Here is a 14248-nt window from a genome sequence, read left to right on the forward strand (position 1 = left end):
TGGTCCGAGAACAAGTAATCCGACGAGACCCGCGACAGCCGAGACCACTCGTCGACGAACCCTACGCATCGTCACCACCACCAGGTAGTAGTTCGATGTCGATGTTCTTGCAGGGATGCTGGACGGCGGCCTGGTCATCGATGTGGTAGCCGCCGGTTAGATCAGCGCGAATCGGCTGTTCAACATCACCGTGCGGGGTTTGGACGACTACGGTCAACTCGACAGAACCGCCCTCGCACGAAACCGAATCGTCGTCACTGATGATCAGCACTCCACGTCCCTTCAGGAATCTCTGCTCGGTGTTGGGCTGAAGGAACTCCTCTTGTGGATCCTGTGGACGTTCAAACCTCGTATCGGCGACCCCATCTCCTTCGATAACCTCCGGCGCATTCGAGTACGGGGCGTTTCGGAACCCAATATTGTAGATCCACGTCGGCCCGGAACCGGTGTTTTCCACCGTGATGAAGAGCCGGCCAGTACTGTTCTGGTCACTTTCGTCGACCTCCGGCTCAACATCTACGACGCTAAGCTCCGGACGAAGCTCAATCGACATCGTATCCGAAGATTCGCCCCTAACAGCGACCAGCTCGTATTCACCGGCATCGTAGGAGCCGCCGGATTTGTAGAGAATCTGGAGTTCTGCAGTCGTCGCCCCCTCCGCGACGGTGGTCTGTTCAAACGTGCTTCCGTCCGGGGCAATCAGATTGAGACGGTCGGCATCGTGATCCTCAGCTAGCGTCACGACGAGGTGCGGACCCGTGAATTCGACCTCCTCGAAGACGGAATCAGCGGGTGGGGACGACGTTCCTGTCGGCGATTCCGTTCCATTACCGGGGTTGTTCGTTCCCGAACACCCGGCGACGCCAGAGAGGAGAGCAGTACCTGACCAAGCTAAGAGACGGCGTCGGCTGATGGGCCGCTCTACCTCTCGACTGTTGGATGTAGGATTGTCTCTGGTCATTATAGGGACCTCCATGGGGGCCAAATCCGCCACCCAGTGATCCGGTCGACGAAGAACACCGCAAGGAGGAACAGCGAGACGGGCACGCCAATCCGGAACAGCGTCGACACTATCTGGAGCACTGAGCCTTGCAGCAGCACGGTATCCGAGTCGCCGGTATAGCCCGGGGGGTTGAGCCACCAGTGACCCGGTTCGTATCGGGCCGACACACCGCCTGGGGGCCGTTCGATCGTCGTCGTAACGGTTCCGTTGTCGGTCGTGTTGACCCACTGCCCGTTGACGACGACGTAGCCGTCCCGTTCGGCGGTATTGATTGGTGCGCCGGTGTTTGCGTTCTGGAGGATAACCCGGACGGTGACGGTGTCTTCGGTCTGGTTCACCACCTCCAAGGTGAGGTTGCTCCCGTAGATCTGGATTCGAGCGAACTCATCGGCGGGCCGCTCCGCCTCGACACCTCTGACGAGGCCCCACGCACGGACGGTCTCGAGCTGCTCGTCAGTTGCGGCCCGCGTCGCGATGCCGTAGCTGGCCGTGTACGGCTCCGTGAGGATATCCAAGTGGACGTTCGACGGGAGCGTCGGCGGCGACGTCGACGTGCCGTACACGTCCAGTATCGTCACGTTCCGACGGGGCGACGGCGTCGGCCCCGTCTCGATGGGATACGCGTTCACCTGGAGTGGATGGAGCGGCGAGTGAGCAGTCCGCTGTCCATCGTCCGAGCTGTAGACCAGCGTATCCCAGTCCTTGTCTCGGGCCGAGTAGAATCGCCAGACACCTCGGACGTCACCGTTTGGCAACTGGTAGCCGAGCCACGGCTGGTTCTTGTAGACGACGAGGCCGAGGTCGCCGTTCGGATACTCGGCGATGAAGCCGGCGACCGCGAGGTCATACTTCGTGACCTCGATGGAATCGGTCACCGTGACGTTCTCGGTCGGGTACGAAACGGAGCTCTCCCAGTTGGTACAGTCGCCCTCTTCGTTGTGGGCGGTACAGGTCTCGACCTCCTTCCGAAGCCGAACCGAGATGTTCGCCTGGAGCGTGAGCTGGTGCTCCTCACCGGCGTACCCATCCAAGGAGTACGACAGCGCCGGCGTATGAGACCCACCAGCCGTCGTCTCCTCGTCGCCGTCGACGAGGAGTTTCGTCTCCTCGATCTGGTGGCTCTCGAGACTCCAGTAGACGCGCCGGTCGCCGGAGGTGTCGTCTGGCGGCACTACCACCCGGTAGTCGACGGTCCCGCGGAGCGTTCCATCCGGCGCGACGTAGAGCGGCTGTCGCGACGGCGACAGGCGTGCTCGTGTGGACGGCTGGACGGCGAACACCTCGGTATAGGCTTCCTTGATGAACCGGCCGCTGGAGAGGTCGGCATCGGGCGGATGAATCAACACGGAACTGTTCGTCGCCGGGAACTCCTGGTGGTCGCCCCGATTCCATTGCTCGACCGCCCGCGGTGGCGAATCGAACGGGACATCGGTCCCCTCGCCAAGCTGCTCGACTGCCGACCCGTTACTCAGATCCGCACCGTCGGTCGCACCGTCTTGATCCCCCGACCACAGTTTGTGAAAGGTCTCCTCCGGGACGCCGTGGTCAGTACTATTCGGGGGATGGGCGCCCACTGGAACGGCGGCTGTCGATGCGACGAGGACGGCGGACATGACGAGTGCGAATCCTGGTGCGTAGTTAGAACCCACAACTCGTGCCACCGACCACGATGTTGTTCAGGATGAACTGGACGATCTCCGTCCCGAGAGGGGCGACAATCACGCCCCAGAGCAGGCCCTGATTCCGGACCGACTTCATCTCCTTCTTCCAGTCCGAGCGACGGGTGAACGGGATCGCCACCGTCGCGCCGAGCGCGAGAACACCGCCGATGAGCGGCCCACCGAACTGGGTGATGGTGAAGATGTTCTGGATGGTATCGGCCATATTCGAGTCGCAGAATGCGCTCCCTGGATCCGACTGTGCGGCCGCCGTCCCCACGAACAGGATCAGCGGGAGGAGCGCCAGCAGAATCGGGCCGATGGACCTGTGGATGATCCGAATGACGGACGTCGATTCCTCAGTACTGGCCGGCGTCTCGCCGGAGGGGACCTTAGCACACATCGTTTGTGGGAAAGGATAGCACGACCAAAAGAGGTCAGAAAATTTGGATGAATTTGGAGATCTTCAAAGTTCTCCAAGTTCTCTAGAGAAGTTCTCATTCCGCGTGGATATATGCGACCGCATAGCCTGGGTCGAACTAATGTCAGACGCGGACACAGCAACCAGCGCCAGCAACTCCGGCTCGGATGTTAGCGACGATGTGGCCCGAATCAATATGCGAATCCCGCAGGACAAATACGAGTGGTTACAGGAAGAACTCGATTCATTCACGAGTGATACAGCCCGATTCCAGTACCTCATCCAGTTCTATTCCGACCACAAAGAAGACGACGCCGACTGCTGATCTGCTACTGACAGGACGACTTAGACCTGTAGCGGAGCAACGATGAGAAGCGGGCAATCCTCGCCCTCGAAATAGTACTGCTTCACCGTAGTCGCGTCGTCGAACTCATCGGCATCTTCAGGGAGGGTAATAGTGCGGGCGTTGCCGTGTTCGTGGATCGAGTAGATGCCGAGTTCTGAGAGGTCCTCGCACTCGGCGGGATCCAGTTCTCTACTGATCGCCTCTAACCACGCTTCCACTGACACGGAGGGCCCCTCGTCCGAGTCAGTTTCAGAGAGGTTACTGCGGGGACTCGCTTGCGCCATGTTACATTTGCACATACTTGCGCCTTATCTACTAAATATTGACGGCCAACACATTTCTTTAATTCTGATTATATGAGTAATGTAGTGTGTGTCTGACGCAGACCAGGTATACGTCAAGAACAGCTACTGAGCGGCTTCAAGGCAGGCTCGGATATCAGCACCTGTCGGGATAGTCAGAATTGCGAGAGGAACGGCCACTAACGACCACCCAACCGAATCCAGCTGAGGGAGTGGATACGTTGAGAGATAGCCGGCAATACCCAGGGCGACGAGTGGGGTATAGAAGAGGGTCGGAGCCACTGACCCGACCCTGATCGCAAGCGTGGGAGCGGTCGGTTCGTAGACCGCGTCGACGTAGGGGCCTCGGCGATTGATGCCGAACGAGACCGAGTCCGCATAGAGACTGTGGACCGCGTAGTGGGCCGACTCGTGGAGCACCCAGGCGACGCCACAAGCCACCAGATAGACACCGAAGACCAAGACCGTCTCGTGTAGCATCGTAGCTCAGACCCACACGTTTCGAAATGGACGAACCTCGTAGTTAAGCCTGCAGGCTGGCTCGGGGCGAACACAATCTTAACCAACAGCACAGCAGGCTTCCGGTGAAGTGTTGGTTAAGACTCTAACGATTTGTCGGCCCCCGTGCCGATCACTCGATCTCGATAACCTCGCCGTCCCCCTCTTGGAGCTGTTCCCGGATTTCAGCTAGCAGTTCCTGGCCCTCGTCGTAGAGTTCACGGCCGTCCTCGGGCGACACCTCATCCGCATCGAGCTGGTCGATGATCTCCTCGACGCGGTCCATCCGCCGTTTGATGTCGGAGTCTTTTGCCATCTTTCTACAGCAGGGAATTCCGGCCTTCAGGCCGGGAGGAAATGCGGCAGGATGCTGACCAGCCGTTACTCGGTGGCTGAGCCGGAATCCAGCTCCCGTTGCGCGTGGAGTAGCATCCCTCGCCACGTCAGTCCGTATCGTTTCTTCGTCTCTTTCAGAGACTCGTACTGGTTCTCCTCTACTTCAATATTGATGTTCTTCATGTCTCATGGTTTGTGTCCGATGGTGTTAACTGTGACTAACATTTTTGTTATATTGTGTCCGAGACGGTGACGAAGACGCTTCAGGCCACGCTCGCCACGCCCACTACGGGCAAAGAGCAACGCCTCCAGCGACTCTTGGACACCTACCGTGACGCACTACACGACGCATTCGACGCCGGGGCTGACACGATGGCCGCCGTCAACGACATCGTGACGCCCTACGACCTGCCCTATCAAGCCAAGGACGCGCTCAAGTCCTACGTCCCGCAACTCCACGACACGTACGATGCCGAGGAGTTGGACGACGAGCATCCGGTTCGGCTCGTCAATCGGGCGGCCACGTTCGACCACTCGGAGAACCGCGACTACGGCTTCGTGTGGCAGGTTCCACAGCCCGGACGTGGGACGAACTTCTGGATTCCGCTTCGGATCAACCCCGAACAGGAATCGCTCTGGTTCGACCTGCTGAACGGCGACGCGACGGCGGGCGAACTTCGGTTACAGCGCCACCGAACGTCGTGGGAGTTGCATGTCACCGTCGAATACTCGGTCGAAGTACCGCCTGAGTCGGATGACCCGACGTACATCGGCTTCGACATCGGCGAGAGCGCGTTGATTACGGGCTGTGCCCTCAAACGCGACACACCACGGAAACCGATGCTCGTCAGCGGCAGTCGAGCGCGACGCCTCCGCAAGGAGATGCACACGACGCTCAAGCGACTGCAAGAGCGTGACGCCGCCGAGTGGCGGATTGACGAGCGATTCGACCACTACCAGAACGCCCTCACCGATATTATCGAGAAGGTGTCTCGGGAGGCCGTCGACTATGCCCGACAGTTCGAGAATCCGGTTATCGTCCTAGAAGACTTGTCGTACATCCGCGAGCATCTCGACTACGGCACGTGGATGAACCGCCGCCTCCACAACTGGGCATTCGCCCGCCTGCAGGGTCGAATCGAAGATAAGGCGACCGAGGCAGGCATTCGCGTCGAATTCGTCAATGCGGCGTACACCTCACAGACGTGCCACGCCTGCAGCCGGCTCGGTCGGCGGACCGAACAAGCGGAGTTCATGTGTCCACATGACGACTGCCACATCTCGGAGTTCCAAGCAGATATCAACGCGGCGGCGAATATCGCCAGTCGCGCTAACCCGTGGGGAGAGAGCGTCCGTTGGGAACCCGGACGCGATGACTCGCCTCGGGATGGGAGCGCCTGTGACAGCGCCACAGTCCACCGCGAGACGAGTCCGAGCCCCGGACAGATGACCCTCGCGGCCTACTCGGACTGAAACCTGCCAGCCCGGATTCCCCTTGGAGGGGAAGCCCCGCCGTCACGGCGGGGAGGATGTCACCTCAGATCACTCCTAACCAAAGAGCGGTGATGAGCAACAGCAGCAGGAGGAGGACAGCAATCGCGGCCTTGTAGTAGACCGGCGGAAGCCCCTCGGGAGCGGTCGCCTCCTCGACTGCCTCGGCCAGTTCTTGTTCGTGTTCGTGCTCCTGCTCGAAGGTCTCGTAGGCGGCCTCCAGCTGTTGCTCCAGCGGCTCAATCTCACTGGCGAGGAAGTCATTCCGGGACTTCGCGATGTACTCGCCGGCGGCGGTCGGCGTGATCGCGGCCATATCCGCCACCCGATCCGCGATCAGCCGGTCGTCAGTATGGCCGATGGCAGTCACGATCGGCGTGTTCGCGGTGAAGATCGCTTCCGCGACGCGCTCGGTATTGAACGCCTGGAGGTTCGAATCGCTCCCGCCACCGCGGCCGACGATGATCGCGTCGACGTTCTCTGACCGATCCAGATGGTGAATCCCATTCGCGATGGACGCCGGTGCCTCCGACCCCTGGACGGTCGCATCCTTCACCAGGATGTCGACGGTAGGGTCCTGCTCGTGGATCGCGCTCTGGATGTCGTAGCGAGCGTCGCCCCGGAGGGAGGTCACGACACCGACCCGCTCTGGGAACGCCGGCGGACGTTGTTTCTGCTCGTCGTCGAACCAGCCACGCTCTTCGAGTTCGCTTCGCAGCCGCTCGACGGCGGCCGCCTGGTCGCCGTCGCCGACGACGATCACCTCCCACGGCTTGAGGTCGATTTTCCCGCCCTCAGTCCAGTAATCGATATCACCCTCGAGGATGACTTCGGTCCCGTCCTCGAGGTCGGCGTCCATCTCCCGGTAACGGTTCGCCCAGATCATACAGGGAAGCTCGGCCTCGCCGTCGGTGAGCGTGAAGTAGAGCGCCGTACTGTTCTGATGGAGATCCGTGACCTCGCCAATACAGCGGACACCATCGAGGGCAGACGCGTCCTCGACGACCGACGCAATCCGGTCGTTCAGCTGTGACACGCTGAGGACTTCTCCTGCCTCAGGCTCGACCGCCTGCCGTTCAGTATCCGGTGCGTCCGCCATACACGCTTCTAACCTTTGATTGGCAGTTCCAAAAAGATGCTTCACGGATTCCCCAGGCGGGTGTTGTTTGGATGTCTGACGAAAATTGATACTGTTTGAGAAGATTGGTTCGGTTATGAAATCTAGGACAGTTACTGTTGACGCTGTTGGTCAATGTGAGGCAGTGCCAGATTTAGCGACTGTAGAGGCATTTGCAATTGGTGAAGGTGAGTCCGCTAGTGATGCCCGAGCTATGGCGAAAGATCGAGCATCCACCATCCGGGAGTCGATAACTGACATCTCGACGGACCAAATCAGAACTGTCGACCTCCGGGTTCAGGATACGGACGAGATGTTTGATCCTGTCACTGACGCTCCATTCCAAGCAACCGAGCGACTCCACATCGATTGTCTTCCAGAAAACGCCGAATCGGTTGTGGTCGATATAACAAACGCCGGCGGACAGATACAGACCGTACGGTTTCATCTCCATGAGAACAAGCGTCGAGAACTTCAGGACAAAGCCATTAACTCGGCGATGGAACGCGCTCGCGAGAAAGCTGAACAAATGGCTGCTGCCGAGGGTCTCGCTGTGGCAGAGATACAAGAAGCGGCGACGACAGACGTGAGTACTGGGTTTGAAAGTATTGTCGACGAGGCGCTGGATTCCAGTCCCGACACGGATCTTCATCCAGCACCAATTACTGTCTCTGAGGGTATCGAAGCCGTGTATGAACTCAGTGAGGAGTGATCTGAGGAGATGGACAAGGTTGCAGATGGGTTGTTCGTTGGAACGCTCAAGGATGCCGGTGATAAGGCACTGATACAGGAACACAGCATCGTGAACATCGTCTCACTAACACACGGTGAGCCAGATGGTGGGTTTTCCTCTGATCTGGCGGTCGAAAATGTCCCTATGAAGGATGGACCTCGTAACGACCAGCAGAAATTCGATCGAGCTGTCACCCATGTTCTGTCTTGTCTCAAGACTGGGGACAATCTTCTCGTTCATTGTTCGGCGGGAACCTCACGTAGTCCAGCGGTAGCGGCGACTGCGCTCGCACTCTACGATGAAATCAGATTGGAAGCAGCGTTCGAGCAGGTCTCGAACCACCGGAACGCCGTCGACCCACACGAAGCAGTAGTCCGACAGGCGGCACGCGTCCACACCCAGCACCGTGAGTAAGCTAACCACCGGCATTTCAGTTAGGCTCCTCAAGGAAACTGTATGCAAGTCGGTCTGATTTCCGACATCCACGCGAACCTGCCAGCCCTTGAAGCCGTCCTGGATGATATGCCACCTGTCGACGACATTATCTGCGCTGGCGACATCGTCGGATACAATCCCTGGCCACGTGAGTGTCTCGAGCGGGTTCGAACTGTCAGTTCACTCGTCGTACAGGGCAACCACGACCGCAACGTCGAGACGCCACATCGCTACGAACACAATGACATGGCCCACGCAGGGCTCGAATTCGCCCAACAGGAACTGAGTGACGCGCAGCGAGAGTGGCTTTCCGAGCTCCCAGAACGAACGGAGTTCGCAGACGACGCCTATCGGTTGGTGCATAGCCATCCGGATCCAAACCGGCTCGGGTCCTACGTACGTCCCGCACAGTTCCCGAAGATGCGACCCTATCTGGACGATCACGTTGGGATCGTACTCGGTCACACCCATATCCAGCACAAAGCTACGATCGACGGCCGACTCATCGTGAATCCAGGGAGTGTCGGCCAGCCACGAGACGGCGATGAGCGTGCTGCGTACGCGGTTCTTGATACTGCCGCTGACGAAGTCGAACTCCGGCGGGTGGAATACGATATCAACCGGGTGATTTCCCGTGTTGAGGAGTGTGGGCTGCCCACTAAAACCGGGACGCGACTTCTCGACGGTTCGTGAAGCTATTTCGGATGCCGAGTTGGCCTATCTACGCAGCTTTGCACGTCAGTTTTATATCTGTTTACCCGGAACACCGCTGTATGGGTCTTCCTGGTCCCGGTTTGGGGTTTCATAGACCAGAACAGCACCGCCCCGTGAGATAGGGATGCATCTCTCAGTCAGGGAATCCGATTCCGGATAGCTGGCTGATCTCGCATCTTGGATATCTTGCGGGCGTCGCCGGCGCACTTGCGCCGTTGGGTGTCTGTTCTGGTCATCGACACCCAACCATGACCGCACGAAAGTCTCACTCTGACGGCGACACGGAGCGCCAGCACACGTTGAGTGCCGCCTCAAGGTTCTGGCGGGACTGCGACCGGTATCACGACTTGGCGGAGAATTTCGCTCAAGATATCGCAGTTGTACACCCGGACAGCTGGTCGGGCCGCCATCCGGGTTGTCCCGGAGACACCGAGTGTTGCGGGTGCTGTCGTACCAGTGTTATATACTACGAATACATCCCGAAATCACGACACAGTGAGGACGAGTGGCTCTGATGGTAATGCCGATAGCTTCGGTCACGCGAAACCGGTGAATTAGATAATCACTGACGCGGAATCGGCTGTCAGAGCAATCTTCGGGTATAGGATTCACCACCCAGCAGTACGCAGAGCATCGACAGTTTTTCTCAGCGTCTCGGATGTCCGGAAGGGTGGAGCGAGTTCCAAGACCACGGGGCCATTATAGCCCGATGAATCTAGAGTGTCCACCATTCTCCCCAGATCATGTTGGCCGTCCTGTGGCGGGAGATGTTGTATCTCCCCGGGTGGCTCCTCAAGACCGCGCAGAACATCATCGCCAATCCCGTACTTGTCCCGGATGCTCTGGAGACGATTAGTTTCCGTAATGGGCAGCGACCCGTGAAGGTGGACGTGTGCTGGGCACCCAACTGCATCCAGCATGGCGAGCGGGTTCGGTGCGTGACCGAGGTCGATAGTAAACTGTACCGACGGCACCTCAACGTCTTCTGGTTGCTCGCGTTGTAAATCAGCCCTTGCCTTCTCGAAGTTCGCGATGTCCGATTCTTCGGTCAGGAGATATTCGAAGGGCCCTCGCGGACAGACGTTCTCGATCGTCAGGACCGGAACACTGTCAAGATTCTCGTTGCTCTCAAGTCGATATTGAGCGTTTCCGAACGTCGCGACAAGCTGTTTTCGTCTTCGCTGTAGATCCGCGTTCTCGCTCGCGTAGGTTCGTGGTGGATGGAAAACAAATACTGATGGGTCACAGTAGGGGTAACGACTCACACCGCCGTCATTATGAGTCGAATCCCGATCTTGGAATCCGAGTTGTGCATCGAGGACCTTGTCAGCGCAGGCCTTCGCTCCCGACGAGCTACAGCCACTAAGCAAGGGGGTGCAGTGGACCGATTCGACGTCGAGATCACGTTGCGATGCACGCTCTACAGCGGATTCGTTGTGTAGTTCTTCATTAAGGAACGATCCGAGTGGTCCGTGTCCCCTCGGTGGATTTGGTGTGAAAAGCTCAATACTCAGATCCATATCGGCGATCGTATTGAGGTACTCCTGACGAACGGGGTTCTCGCTGGATAGAATGCGACGCGGGACAGAGACACGGATTGGTCGCCCCATCAATAGAATATCGAGTTGTGGTGCCGATAAGTAGGTTTCCCAGCTACAATCGTCTGTGGATTACTGAAGTCTACCATCGACCCACGTAATGCTATGGTGAAATCCCGTAACAAGATAGAGGATGCGAAAAAATGATGAGAGGCTACCGAACCATTACGTCGCCTGCCCCGATAGTTCGGCTATGACGGTTCCCATATTGCTCTCGGCATCTCCTGAGCATTTTAGTCACGCTGCGAGTCTTGCGGACGGAATCGAAGCAAAATTGGATTGGAAGCATACAGAATCTCTATCTCGGGGTAACACGCTCTCAGATGAATGTGAGATGGAGGGTGTTTCACCCGAGTCCATTACCAGTATCCACCTTCCACCTGGAACGAGCCAGCCCCGAGGGTTAAGCGTAGCACCGGGGAACGTCGGCGACATAACTGATTTCGTTCATAGCGCGTTCGGCGACCGAGTTGAACCTGAGTGGCTGACCGTCCACACTACGCGTACATTCGACTACCGGGGACACGTCGAACGGCTTGCAACGATCACCGAGGTCGGTGGCTATCCACTCGCCGTCGAGAACACGCCCGACGCCTCGTGCTACCACACGCCCGAGGATATCGCGGCGCTGGCTTTTCTCGCCAAGCAAGTCCCTCGACTCAATGACGTGTCGATACTAATCGATACTGCACATGTCGCGATGGAACGGCGTGCGCTCACCGTTGACAACAGAGCGTTTGAGTCCGTTCTGGAGCGTGCTGATGAACAGCTCCGCGACCAGCTATCAGAGGCCTTCCAGCAGCTCCTACGGGACAATGTGAAACAGAGCAAGAATGATTCCGATCTCGACGTAGCACCCCCTCCAGAGGAGAGTCCGTGGCGTCCCGTATTCGCCACGCTCGCGATCGTCGGTGGTTCGCAAATCCAAGCAATCCATCTCAATGACCCGACTTCAGATGGGCTTCCCGAAACGCAGCGACCAGCAGATGGGCTTCGGTGGGTGTTATCGTACTGCAATACACACGATATTGCGGTCGTGCTCGAACCAGGTGACGCTGACCGTGAGTCGATTGCGGAAACAATCTCGGAGCTACCTATCGTTGGCTAACCCCGGACCCACCCTCAAGATCTCCCTATCAGTGATAGCTGAGCGTAGGTAGTCGTAGTGACTATAGAGAAGGTGTCTGTCCGACCCGCCTGCAACTTGATGAACTTCGTATCATCGCCACGCGACGTCGATTTGCTCCACCCGGAGGGTTCCATCCTGGCTGATAGAAACGCTAGAGATCCCCGCGTCACCGGGATTATGTACGTACGAATGCCCCCTGGTAGTCGGGATCGCTGTCAGTCCGCGTTGGTGGGTGTGTCCAGAGAGACAGGCGTCGACACCGGCCGCCGCCAGTGCGACCCGAAGCGCTACGGAGCCGAAATGGTAGTCTCCGTCGTGTGAGTGCTGTCCGCGGATGTCGAACGGTACATTGAACGGGGAGATGTGGCTTGCGACCACGGTCGGGTTGTTGGCCTCCTCTACCAATTCGACGAGCGTCTCGAAGCGGGTATCCAGTCGAGTGAGCGACGTCTCGAACGAGCGGTTCGTCGCCTCGGTGCCAAGTTTGTGTGCGAGGTTCGTTTCGGACAGGTCGCCGGCGAGGTATTCCCCTGCCGCACGGAGAAGAGTGCTGGCGACGGCATCTGGCGTCCGTGCCTCGTCTTCGACTGGGATGTCTGGGTAGTCAGGAGATAGCAGGGCTGGCGTGAAGTCGAACTGCTCACAGCCCCATCCGGCGATGGTGAGCGACCACTCTGCCCCGACGACCACGTTTCGAGTAACGCCGTGAAGTGAGTGGACGTTCGTGAGCCCCTCACTCAGCCGCTGGGTGCAGTCGACGGGGTCGTGGTTCCCAGGTACTGTGAGTACTGGAACTCCCCGCTCATCGAGACGCTCGAGGAATGCCCGACCCCGTTCTTCGTAGGCCTCGCCGGCGGACACGGACTTGGCATGCTCGCGGTTCTCGTCGATCACGTCACCGAGAGACAGGACGATGTCGTGTGACTCAACCGGGAGGTCCGCAACCGGATATTGCGCCCCTGTTGCCCGGAGGTGTAAGTCGGAGATGACCAGTAAGTCAACGGTAGGGCCCTCGACATGACAGATGGATTTGGAGCCGGATTCAGTCATTTGTCTGTAGGGTGCTCTCAGCGGTGGTTCGATCGGGAAATCGTTCGCCGCAGGCCAGATAGTCGACCAACCTGTCGATCGCTAACGGGCGGTAGTCGAGTAGCTCGACCGAGAAATTGATACGTCGGCTATCGTAGTCGACGAAAGGGAATTGGTTCGGCCAGTTGTTGTGGTGGTGGCCGTGAAGCAGCCACCCATTCCAGTTCGAGGGGCCGTCTGCCGGGTCGTGGATGGCATAGAACGGAACTCCGCGGTGCTCAAACTGAAACTCTTTAACGAACTGGACCCGGTCCAGTTCTTCTAGTACGGTGCCGTCGTGGTTGCCCAGCAGAATGACGATCTCGCCGTTGAGTTCGTCGAGCCAGTCCATTAGGGCCGCAGCTGACGGACGAATAGTCAAGTCGCCACCGTACAGCACCTCGTCATTTGGGTCGACAATGGCATTCCAGTGCTCGACCAGCATCTCATTCATCTCCTCGACTGAACTGAATGGTCGGTCACAATAATCGATGATGTTGTCGTGGTCGAGATGAAGATCCGAGACAAGATAATCTATTGTATTTTGTATCTATCACGTTGTGACCTAAAAGTGACTTACAAAAGTGGAGGTGGGCATAGAGAGGGTCTGTGACAAGTTGTTGGCTAGTTGTCTGGACATAGTCCGGCGGCAGGCAGTGTTTTGTTTTTAAAACTTGGACAGACCTTCACTTATTGATCGACACGGAATTAGAACACACATCAGACGAATTCCAGTATGTCCGATTACGCAGACACATGTATGGAGTCCCAAACGAAGGACTGCTTCCGATGTGGTCGTTCAACCACCGACGTGAAATTGCGAGCGGGCCGGGGGAAGATGTGGCTGTGTGAAGCATGTAACAGTGAGTTCTGTCGCCAGTGTCGTCAGATGAATGTCGCCGTTCCTGACGACTTGCCTGCACAGATTGCAGAGTACTCCGCCCGAGACGATCCTGGACGAGTTGATGGAGAGCGTGAAACCGATAGAACCGACCACACGTCGCTTGAGGAGGTACTCAAGCCCGTCCCAGGCATCGGAACAGGCATACTCGAAAACCTGGGTGAGCACGGATTCACCACTCCTGAAGACATCCAGAACGCAAGTGAGGCTGAACTTCGACAGGTGGCCGGCATTGGCGCCAAATTAGCAGCCCGGATCGACAGTCACCTTTCTGACTCGGACGCGAACGAATCTGATGAATCAGACAGCTCTGGCTTAGGCGATCTTTTCGGATGATAGTGGACAGGGCTTTTGGAGGAATCCTTTTCGTCGCATCGAGATTATAATTGTTTGCTCCCGGCTTCAGCTGAAGGTTGTCAGAGACAAGGAGGCGCATTACCTCCATCATATCCTCAGAGAATGAAAAGCATCTGATGGGGTGAGCAGGTCACGTCCTGA

General features: G+C 57.9%; 18 protein-coding genes. 7 read left to right on the forward strand and 11 right to left on the reverse strand.

Annotation, left to right across the window (positions count from 1 at the left end):
* Positions 1 to 61 precede the first annotated feature (61 nt).
* Genes DVK00_RS19020 through DVK00_RS19030 form a run of 3 tightly spaced genes read right to left on the reverse strand, consistent with a single transcriptional unit; the run spans position 62 to position 3064 of the window.
* The gene (locus tag DVK00_RS19020; protein ID WP_233560845.1) at positions 62 to 961 is read right to left on the reverse strand and encodes a hypothetical protein; all 900 of its coding nucleotides are present in this window, start codon (positions 959 to 961) and stop codon (positions 62 to 64) included.
* Positions 961 to 2616 carry a hypothetical protein gene (locus DVK00_RS19025; protein WP_121578302.1) on the reverse strand — a complete coding sequence of 552 codons (1656 nt, stop codon included), beginning with the start codon at positions 2614 to 2616 and terminating at the stop codon, positions 961 to 963. Before DVK00_RS19025 ends, DVK00_RS19020 begins: the two co-directional genes overlap by 1 nt.
* Before the next feature lie 25 nt (positions 2617 to 2641).
* On the reverse strand, positions 2642 to 3064 hold the full coding sequence (locus DVK00_RS19030; protein WP_121578303.1) for a hypothetical protein: 423 nt from the start codon (positions 3062 to 3064) through the stop codon (positions 2642 to 2644).
* 139 nt (positions 3065 to 3203) lie between these two features.
* On the opposite strand from DVK00_RS19030, the gene DVK00_RS19035 reads away from it, so the two are divergent.
* A complete protein-coding gene (locus tag DVK00_RS19035; RefSeq protein WP_121578304.1) occupies positions 3204 to 3407 on the forward strand; it encodes a hypothetical protein in 204 nt (67 codons plus the stop codon).
* Between the two features lie 20 nt (positions 3408 to 3427).
* On the opposite strand, the gene DVK00_RS19040 is transcribed toward DVK00_RS19035, so the two are convergent.
* The 4 genes from DVK00_RS19040 to DVK00_RS21860 all read right to left on the reverse strand — a co-directional run bounded on the left by DVK00_RS19040 (position 3428) and on the right by DVK00_RS21860 (position 4747).
* Positions 3428 to 3712, reverse strand: coding sequence for a hypothetical protein (locus DVK00_RS19040; protein ID WP_121578305.1), 285 nt, complete (start codon positions 3710 to 3712; stop codon positions 3428 to 3430).
* 123 nt (positions 3713 to 3835) lie between these two features.
* Positions 3836 to 4210: a hypothetical protein gene (locus DVK00_RS19045; RefSeq protein ID WP_121578306.1), complete on the reverse strand. Its 375-nt coding sequence runs from the start codon at positions 4208 to 4210 to the stop codon at positions 3836 to 3838.
* Between the two features lie 151 nt (positions 4211 to 4361).
* Positions 4362 to 4544 carry an exodeoxyribonuclease VII small subunit gene (locus DVK00_RS19050; RefSeq protein WP_121578307.1) on the reverse strand — a complete coding sequence of 61 codons (183 nt, stop codon included), beginning with the start codon at positions 4542 to 4544 and terminating at the stop codon, positions 4362 to 4364.
* Positions 4545 to 4609: 65 nt separating this feature from the next.
* Positions 4610 to 4747: a hypothetical protein gene (locus tag DVK00_RS21860; RefSeq protein WP_170845497.1), complete on the reverse strand. Its 138-nt coding sequence runs from the start codon at positions 4745 to 4747 to the stop codon at positions 4610 to 4612.
* 54 nt (positions 4748 to 4801) lie between these two features.
* Here DVK00_RS21860 and DVK00_RS19055 point away from each other — a divergent pair, with 54 nt between their 5' ends.
* Positions 4802 to 6037 (forward strand): RNA-guided endonuclease TnpB family protein, encoded by a 1236-nt coding sequence (locus tag DVK00_RS19055; RefSeq protein ID WP_121578308.1) that lies wholly within the window; start codon positions 4802 to 4804, stop codon positions 6035 to 6037.
* 64 nt (positions 6038 to 6101) lie between these two features.
* Here DVK00_RS19055 and xseA read toward each other — a convergent pair whose 3' ends face one another.
* Positions 6102 to 7154 carry an exodeoxyribonuclease VII large subunit gene (gene xseA / locus DVK00_RS19060; protein WP_121578309.1) on the reverse strand — a complete coding sequence of 351 codons (1053 nt, stop codon included), beginning with the start codon at positions 7152 to 7154 and terminating at the stop codon, positions 6102 to 6104.
* Positions 7155 to 7269: 115 nt separating this feature from the next.
* On the opposite strand from xseA, the gene DVK00_RS19065 reads away from it, so the two are divergent.
* The 3 genes from DVK00_RS19065 to DVK00_RS19075 are packed head-to-tail and all read left to right on the forward strand — an operon-like array spanning position 7270 to position 9033.
* The gene (locus DVK00_RS19065; RefSeq protein ID WP_121578310.1) at positions 7270 to 7884 is read left to right on the forward strand and encodes an SIMPL domain-containing protein; all 615 of its coding nucleotides are present in this window, start codon (positions 7270 to 7272) and stop codon (positions 7882 to 7884) included.
* Between the two features lie 9 nt (positions 7885 to 7893).
* On the forward strand, positions 7894 to 8319 hold the full coding sequence (locus DVK00_RS19070) for a dual specificity protein phosphatase (protein WP_121578311.1): 426 nt from the start codon (positions 7894 to 7896) through the stop codon (positions 8317 to 8319).
* Positions 8320 to 8361: 42 nt separating this feature from the next.
* Positions 8362 to 9033, forward strand: coding sequence for a metallophosphoesterase (locus tag DVK00_RS19075; protein ID WP_121578312.1), 672 nt, complete (start codon positions 8362 to 8364; stop codon positions 9031 to 9033).
* Between the two features lie 629 nt (positions 9034 to 9662).
* Here the strand turns inward: DVK00_RS19075 and DVK00_RS21235 are convergent.
* Positions 9663 to 10664, reverse strand: coding sequence for a sugar phosphate isomerase/epimerase (locus tag DVK00_RS21235; RefSeq protein WP_147435910.1), 1002 nt, complete (start codon positions 10662 to 10664; stop codon positions 9663 to 9665).
* A gap of 322 nt (positions 10665 to 10986) precedes the next feature.
* Between DVK00_RS21235 and DVK00_RS19085 the strand changes: the two genes are divergently transcribed.
* Positions 10987 to 11760 (forward strand): hypothetical protein, encoded by a 774-nt coding sequence (locus DVK00_RS19085; protein ID WP_121578314.1) that lies wholly within the window; start codon positions 10987 to 10989, stop codon positions 11758 to 11760.
* A 111-nt stretch (positions 11761 to 11871) separates the two neighbouring features.
* Here DVK00_RS19085 and DVK00_RS19090 read toward each other — a convergent pair whose 3' ends face one another.
* Positions 11872 to 12831 (reverse strand): metallophosphoesterase, encoded by a 960-nt coding sequence (locus tag DVK00_RS19090; RefSeq protein WP_121578315.1) that lies wholly within the window; start codon positions 12829 to 12831, stop codon positions 11872 to 11874.
* Entirely contained in the window at positions 12824 to 13294 is a 471-nt protein-coding gene (locus DVK00_RS19095) for a hypothetical protein (protein ID WP_342764779.1), read from the reverse strand. Before DVK00_RS19095 ends, DVK00_RS19090 begins: the two co-directional genes overlap by 8 nt.
* Positions 13295 to 13738: 444 nt before the next feature.
* Between DVK00_RS19095 and DVK00_RS19100 the strand changes: the two genes are divergently transcribed.
* Positions 13739 to 14086: a helix-hairpin-helix domain-containing protein gene (locus DVK00_RS19100; RefSeq protein ID WP_158598831.1), complete on the forward strand. Its 348-nt coding sequence runs from the start codon at positions 13739 to 13741 to the stop codon at positions 14084 to 14086.
* Positions 14087 to 14248: the final 162 nt, after the last annotated feature.

Source organism: Haloarcula sp. Atlit-47R (assembly GCF_003665985.1).
Classification (GTDB): domain Archaea; phylum Halobacteriota; class Halobacteria; order Halobacteriales; family Haloarculaceae; genus Haloarcula; species Haloarcula taiwanensis.

Coding starts and splice junctions, on each gene's coding strand:
- DVK00_RS19065 (WP_121578310.1), top strand. CDS start 7,270: ATGAAATCTAGGACAGTTACTGTTGACGCTGTTGGTCAATGTGAGGCA.
- DVK00_RS19025 (WP_121578302.1), bottom strand. CDS start 2,616: ATGTCCGCCGTCCTCGTCGCATCGACAGCCGCCGTTCCAGTGGGCGCC.
- DVK00_RS19035 (WP_121578304.1), top strand. CDS start 3,204: ATGTCAGACGCGGACACAGCAACCAGCGCCAGCAACTCCGGCTCGGAT.
- DVK00_RS19045 (WP_121578306.1), bottom strand. CDS start 4,210: ATGCTACACGAGACGGTCTTGGTCTTCGGTGTCTATCTGGTGGCTTGT.
- xseA (WP_121578309.1), bottom strand. CDS start 7,154: ATGGCGGACGCACCGGATACTGAACGGCAGGCGGTCGAGCCTGAGGCA.
- DVK00_RS19095 (WP_342764779.1), bottom strand. CDS start 13,294: ATGCTGGTCGAGCACTGGAATGCCATTGTCGACCCAAATGACGAGGTG.
- DVK00_RS19075 (WP_121578312.1), top strand. CDS start 8,362: ATGCAAGTCGGTCTGATTTCCGACATCCACGCGAACCTGCCAGCCCTT.
- DVK00_RS19070 (WP_121578311.1), top strand. CDS start 7,894: ATGGACAAGGTTGCAGATGGGTTGTTCGTTGGAACGCTCAAGGATGCC.
- DVK00_RS21860 (WP_170845497.1), bottom strand. CDS start 4,747: ATGAAGAACATCAATATTGAAGTAGAGGAGAACCAGTACGAGTCTCTG.
- DVK00_RS19040 (WP_121578305.1), bottom strand. CDS start 3,712: ATGGCGCAAGCGAGTCCCCGCAGTAACCTCTCTGAAACTGACTCGGAC.
- DVK00_RS19050 (WP_121578307.1), bottom strand. CDS start 4,544: ATGGCAAAAGACTCCGACATCAAACGGCGGATGGACCGCGTCGAGGAG.
- DVK00_RS19090 (WP_121578315.1), bottom strand. CDS start 12,831: ATGACTGAATCCGGCTCCAAATCCATCTGTCATGTCGAGGGCCCTACC.
- DVK00_RS21235 (WP_147435910.1), bottom strand. CDS start 10,664: ATGGGGCGACCAATCCGTGTCTCTGTCCCGCGTCGCATTCTATCCAGC.
- DVK00_RS19020 (WP_233560845.1), bottom strand. CDS start 961: ATGACCAGAGACAATCCTACATCCAACAGTCGAGAGGTAGAGCGGCCC.
- DVK00_RS19100 (WP_158598831.1), top strand. CDS start 13,739: ATGAATGTCGCCGTTCCTGACGACTTGCCTGCACAGATTGCAGAGTAC.
- DVK00_RS19030 (WP_121578303.1), bottom strand. CDS start 3,064: ATGTGTGCTAAGGTCCCCTCCGGCGAGACGCCGGCCAGTACTGAGGAA.
- DVK00_RS19085 (WP_121578314.1), top strand. CDS start 10,987: ATGGAGGGTGTTTCACCCGAGTCCATTACCAGTATCCACCTTCCACCT.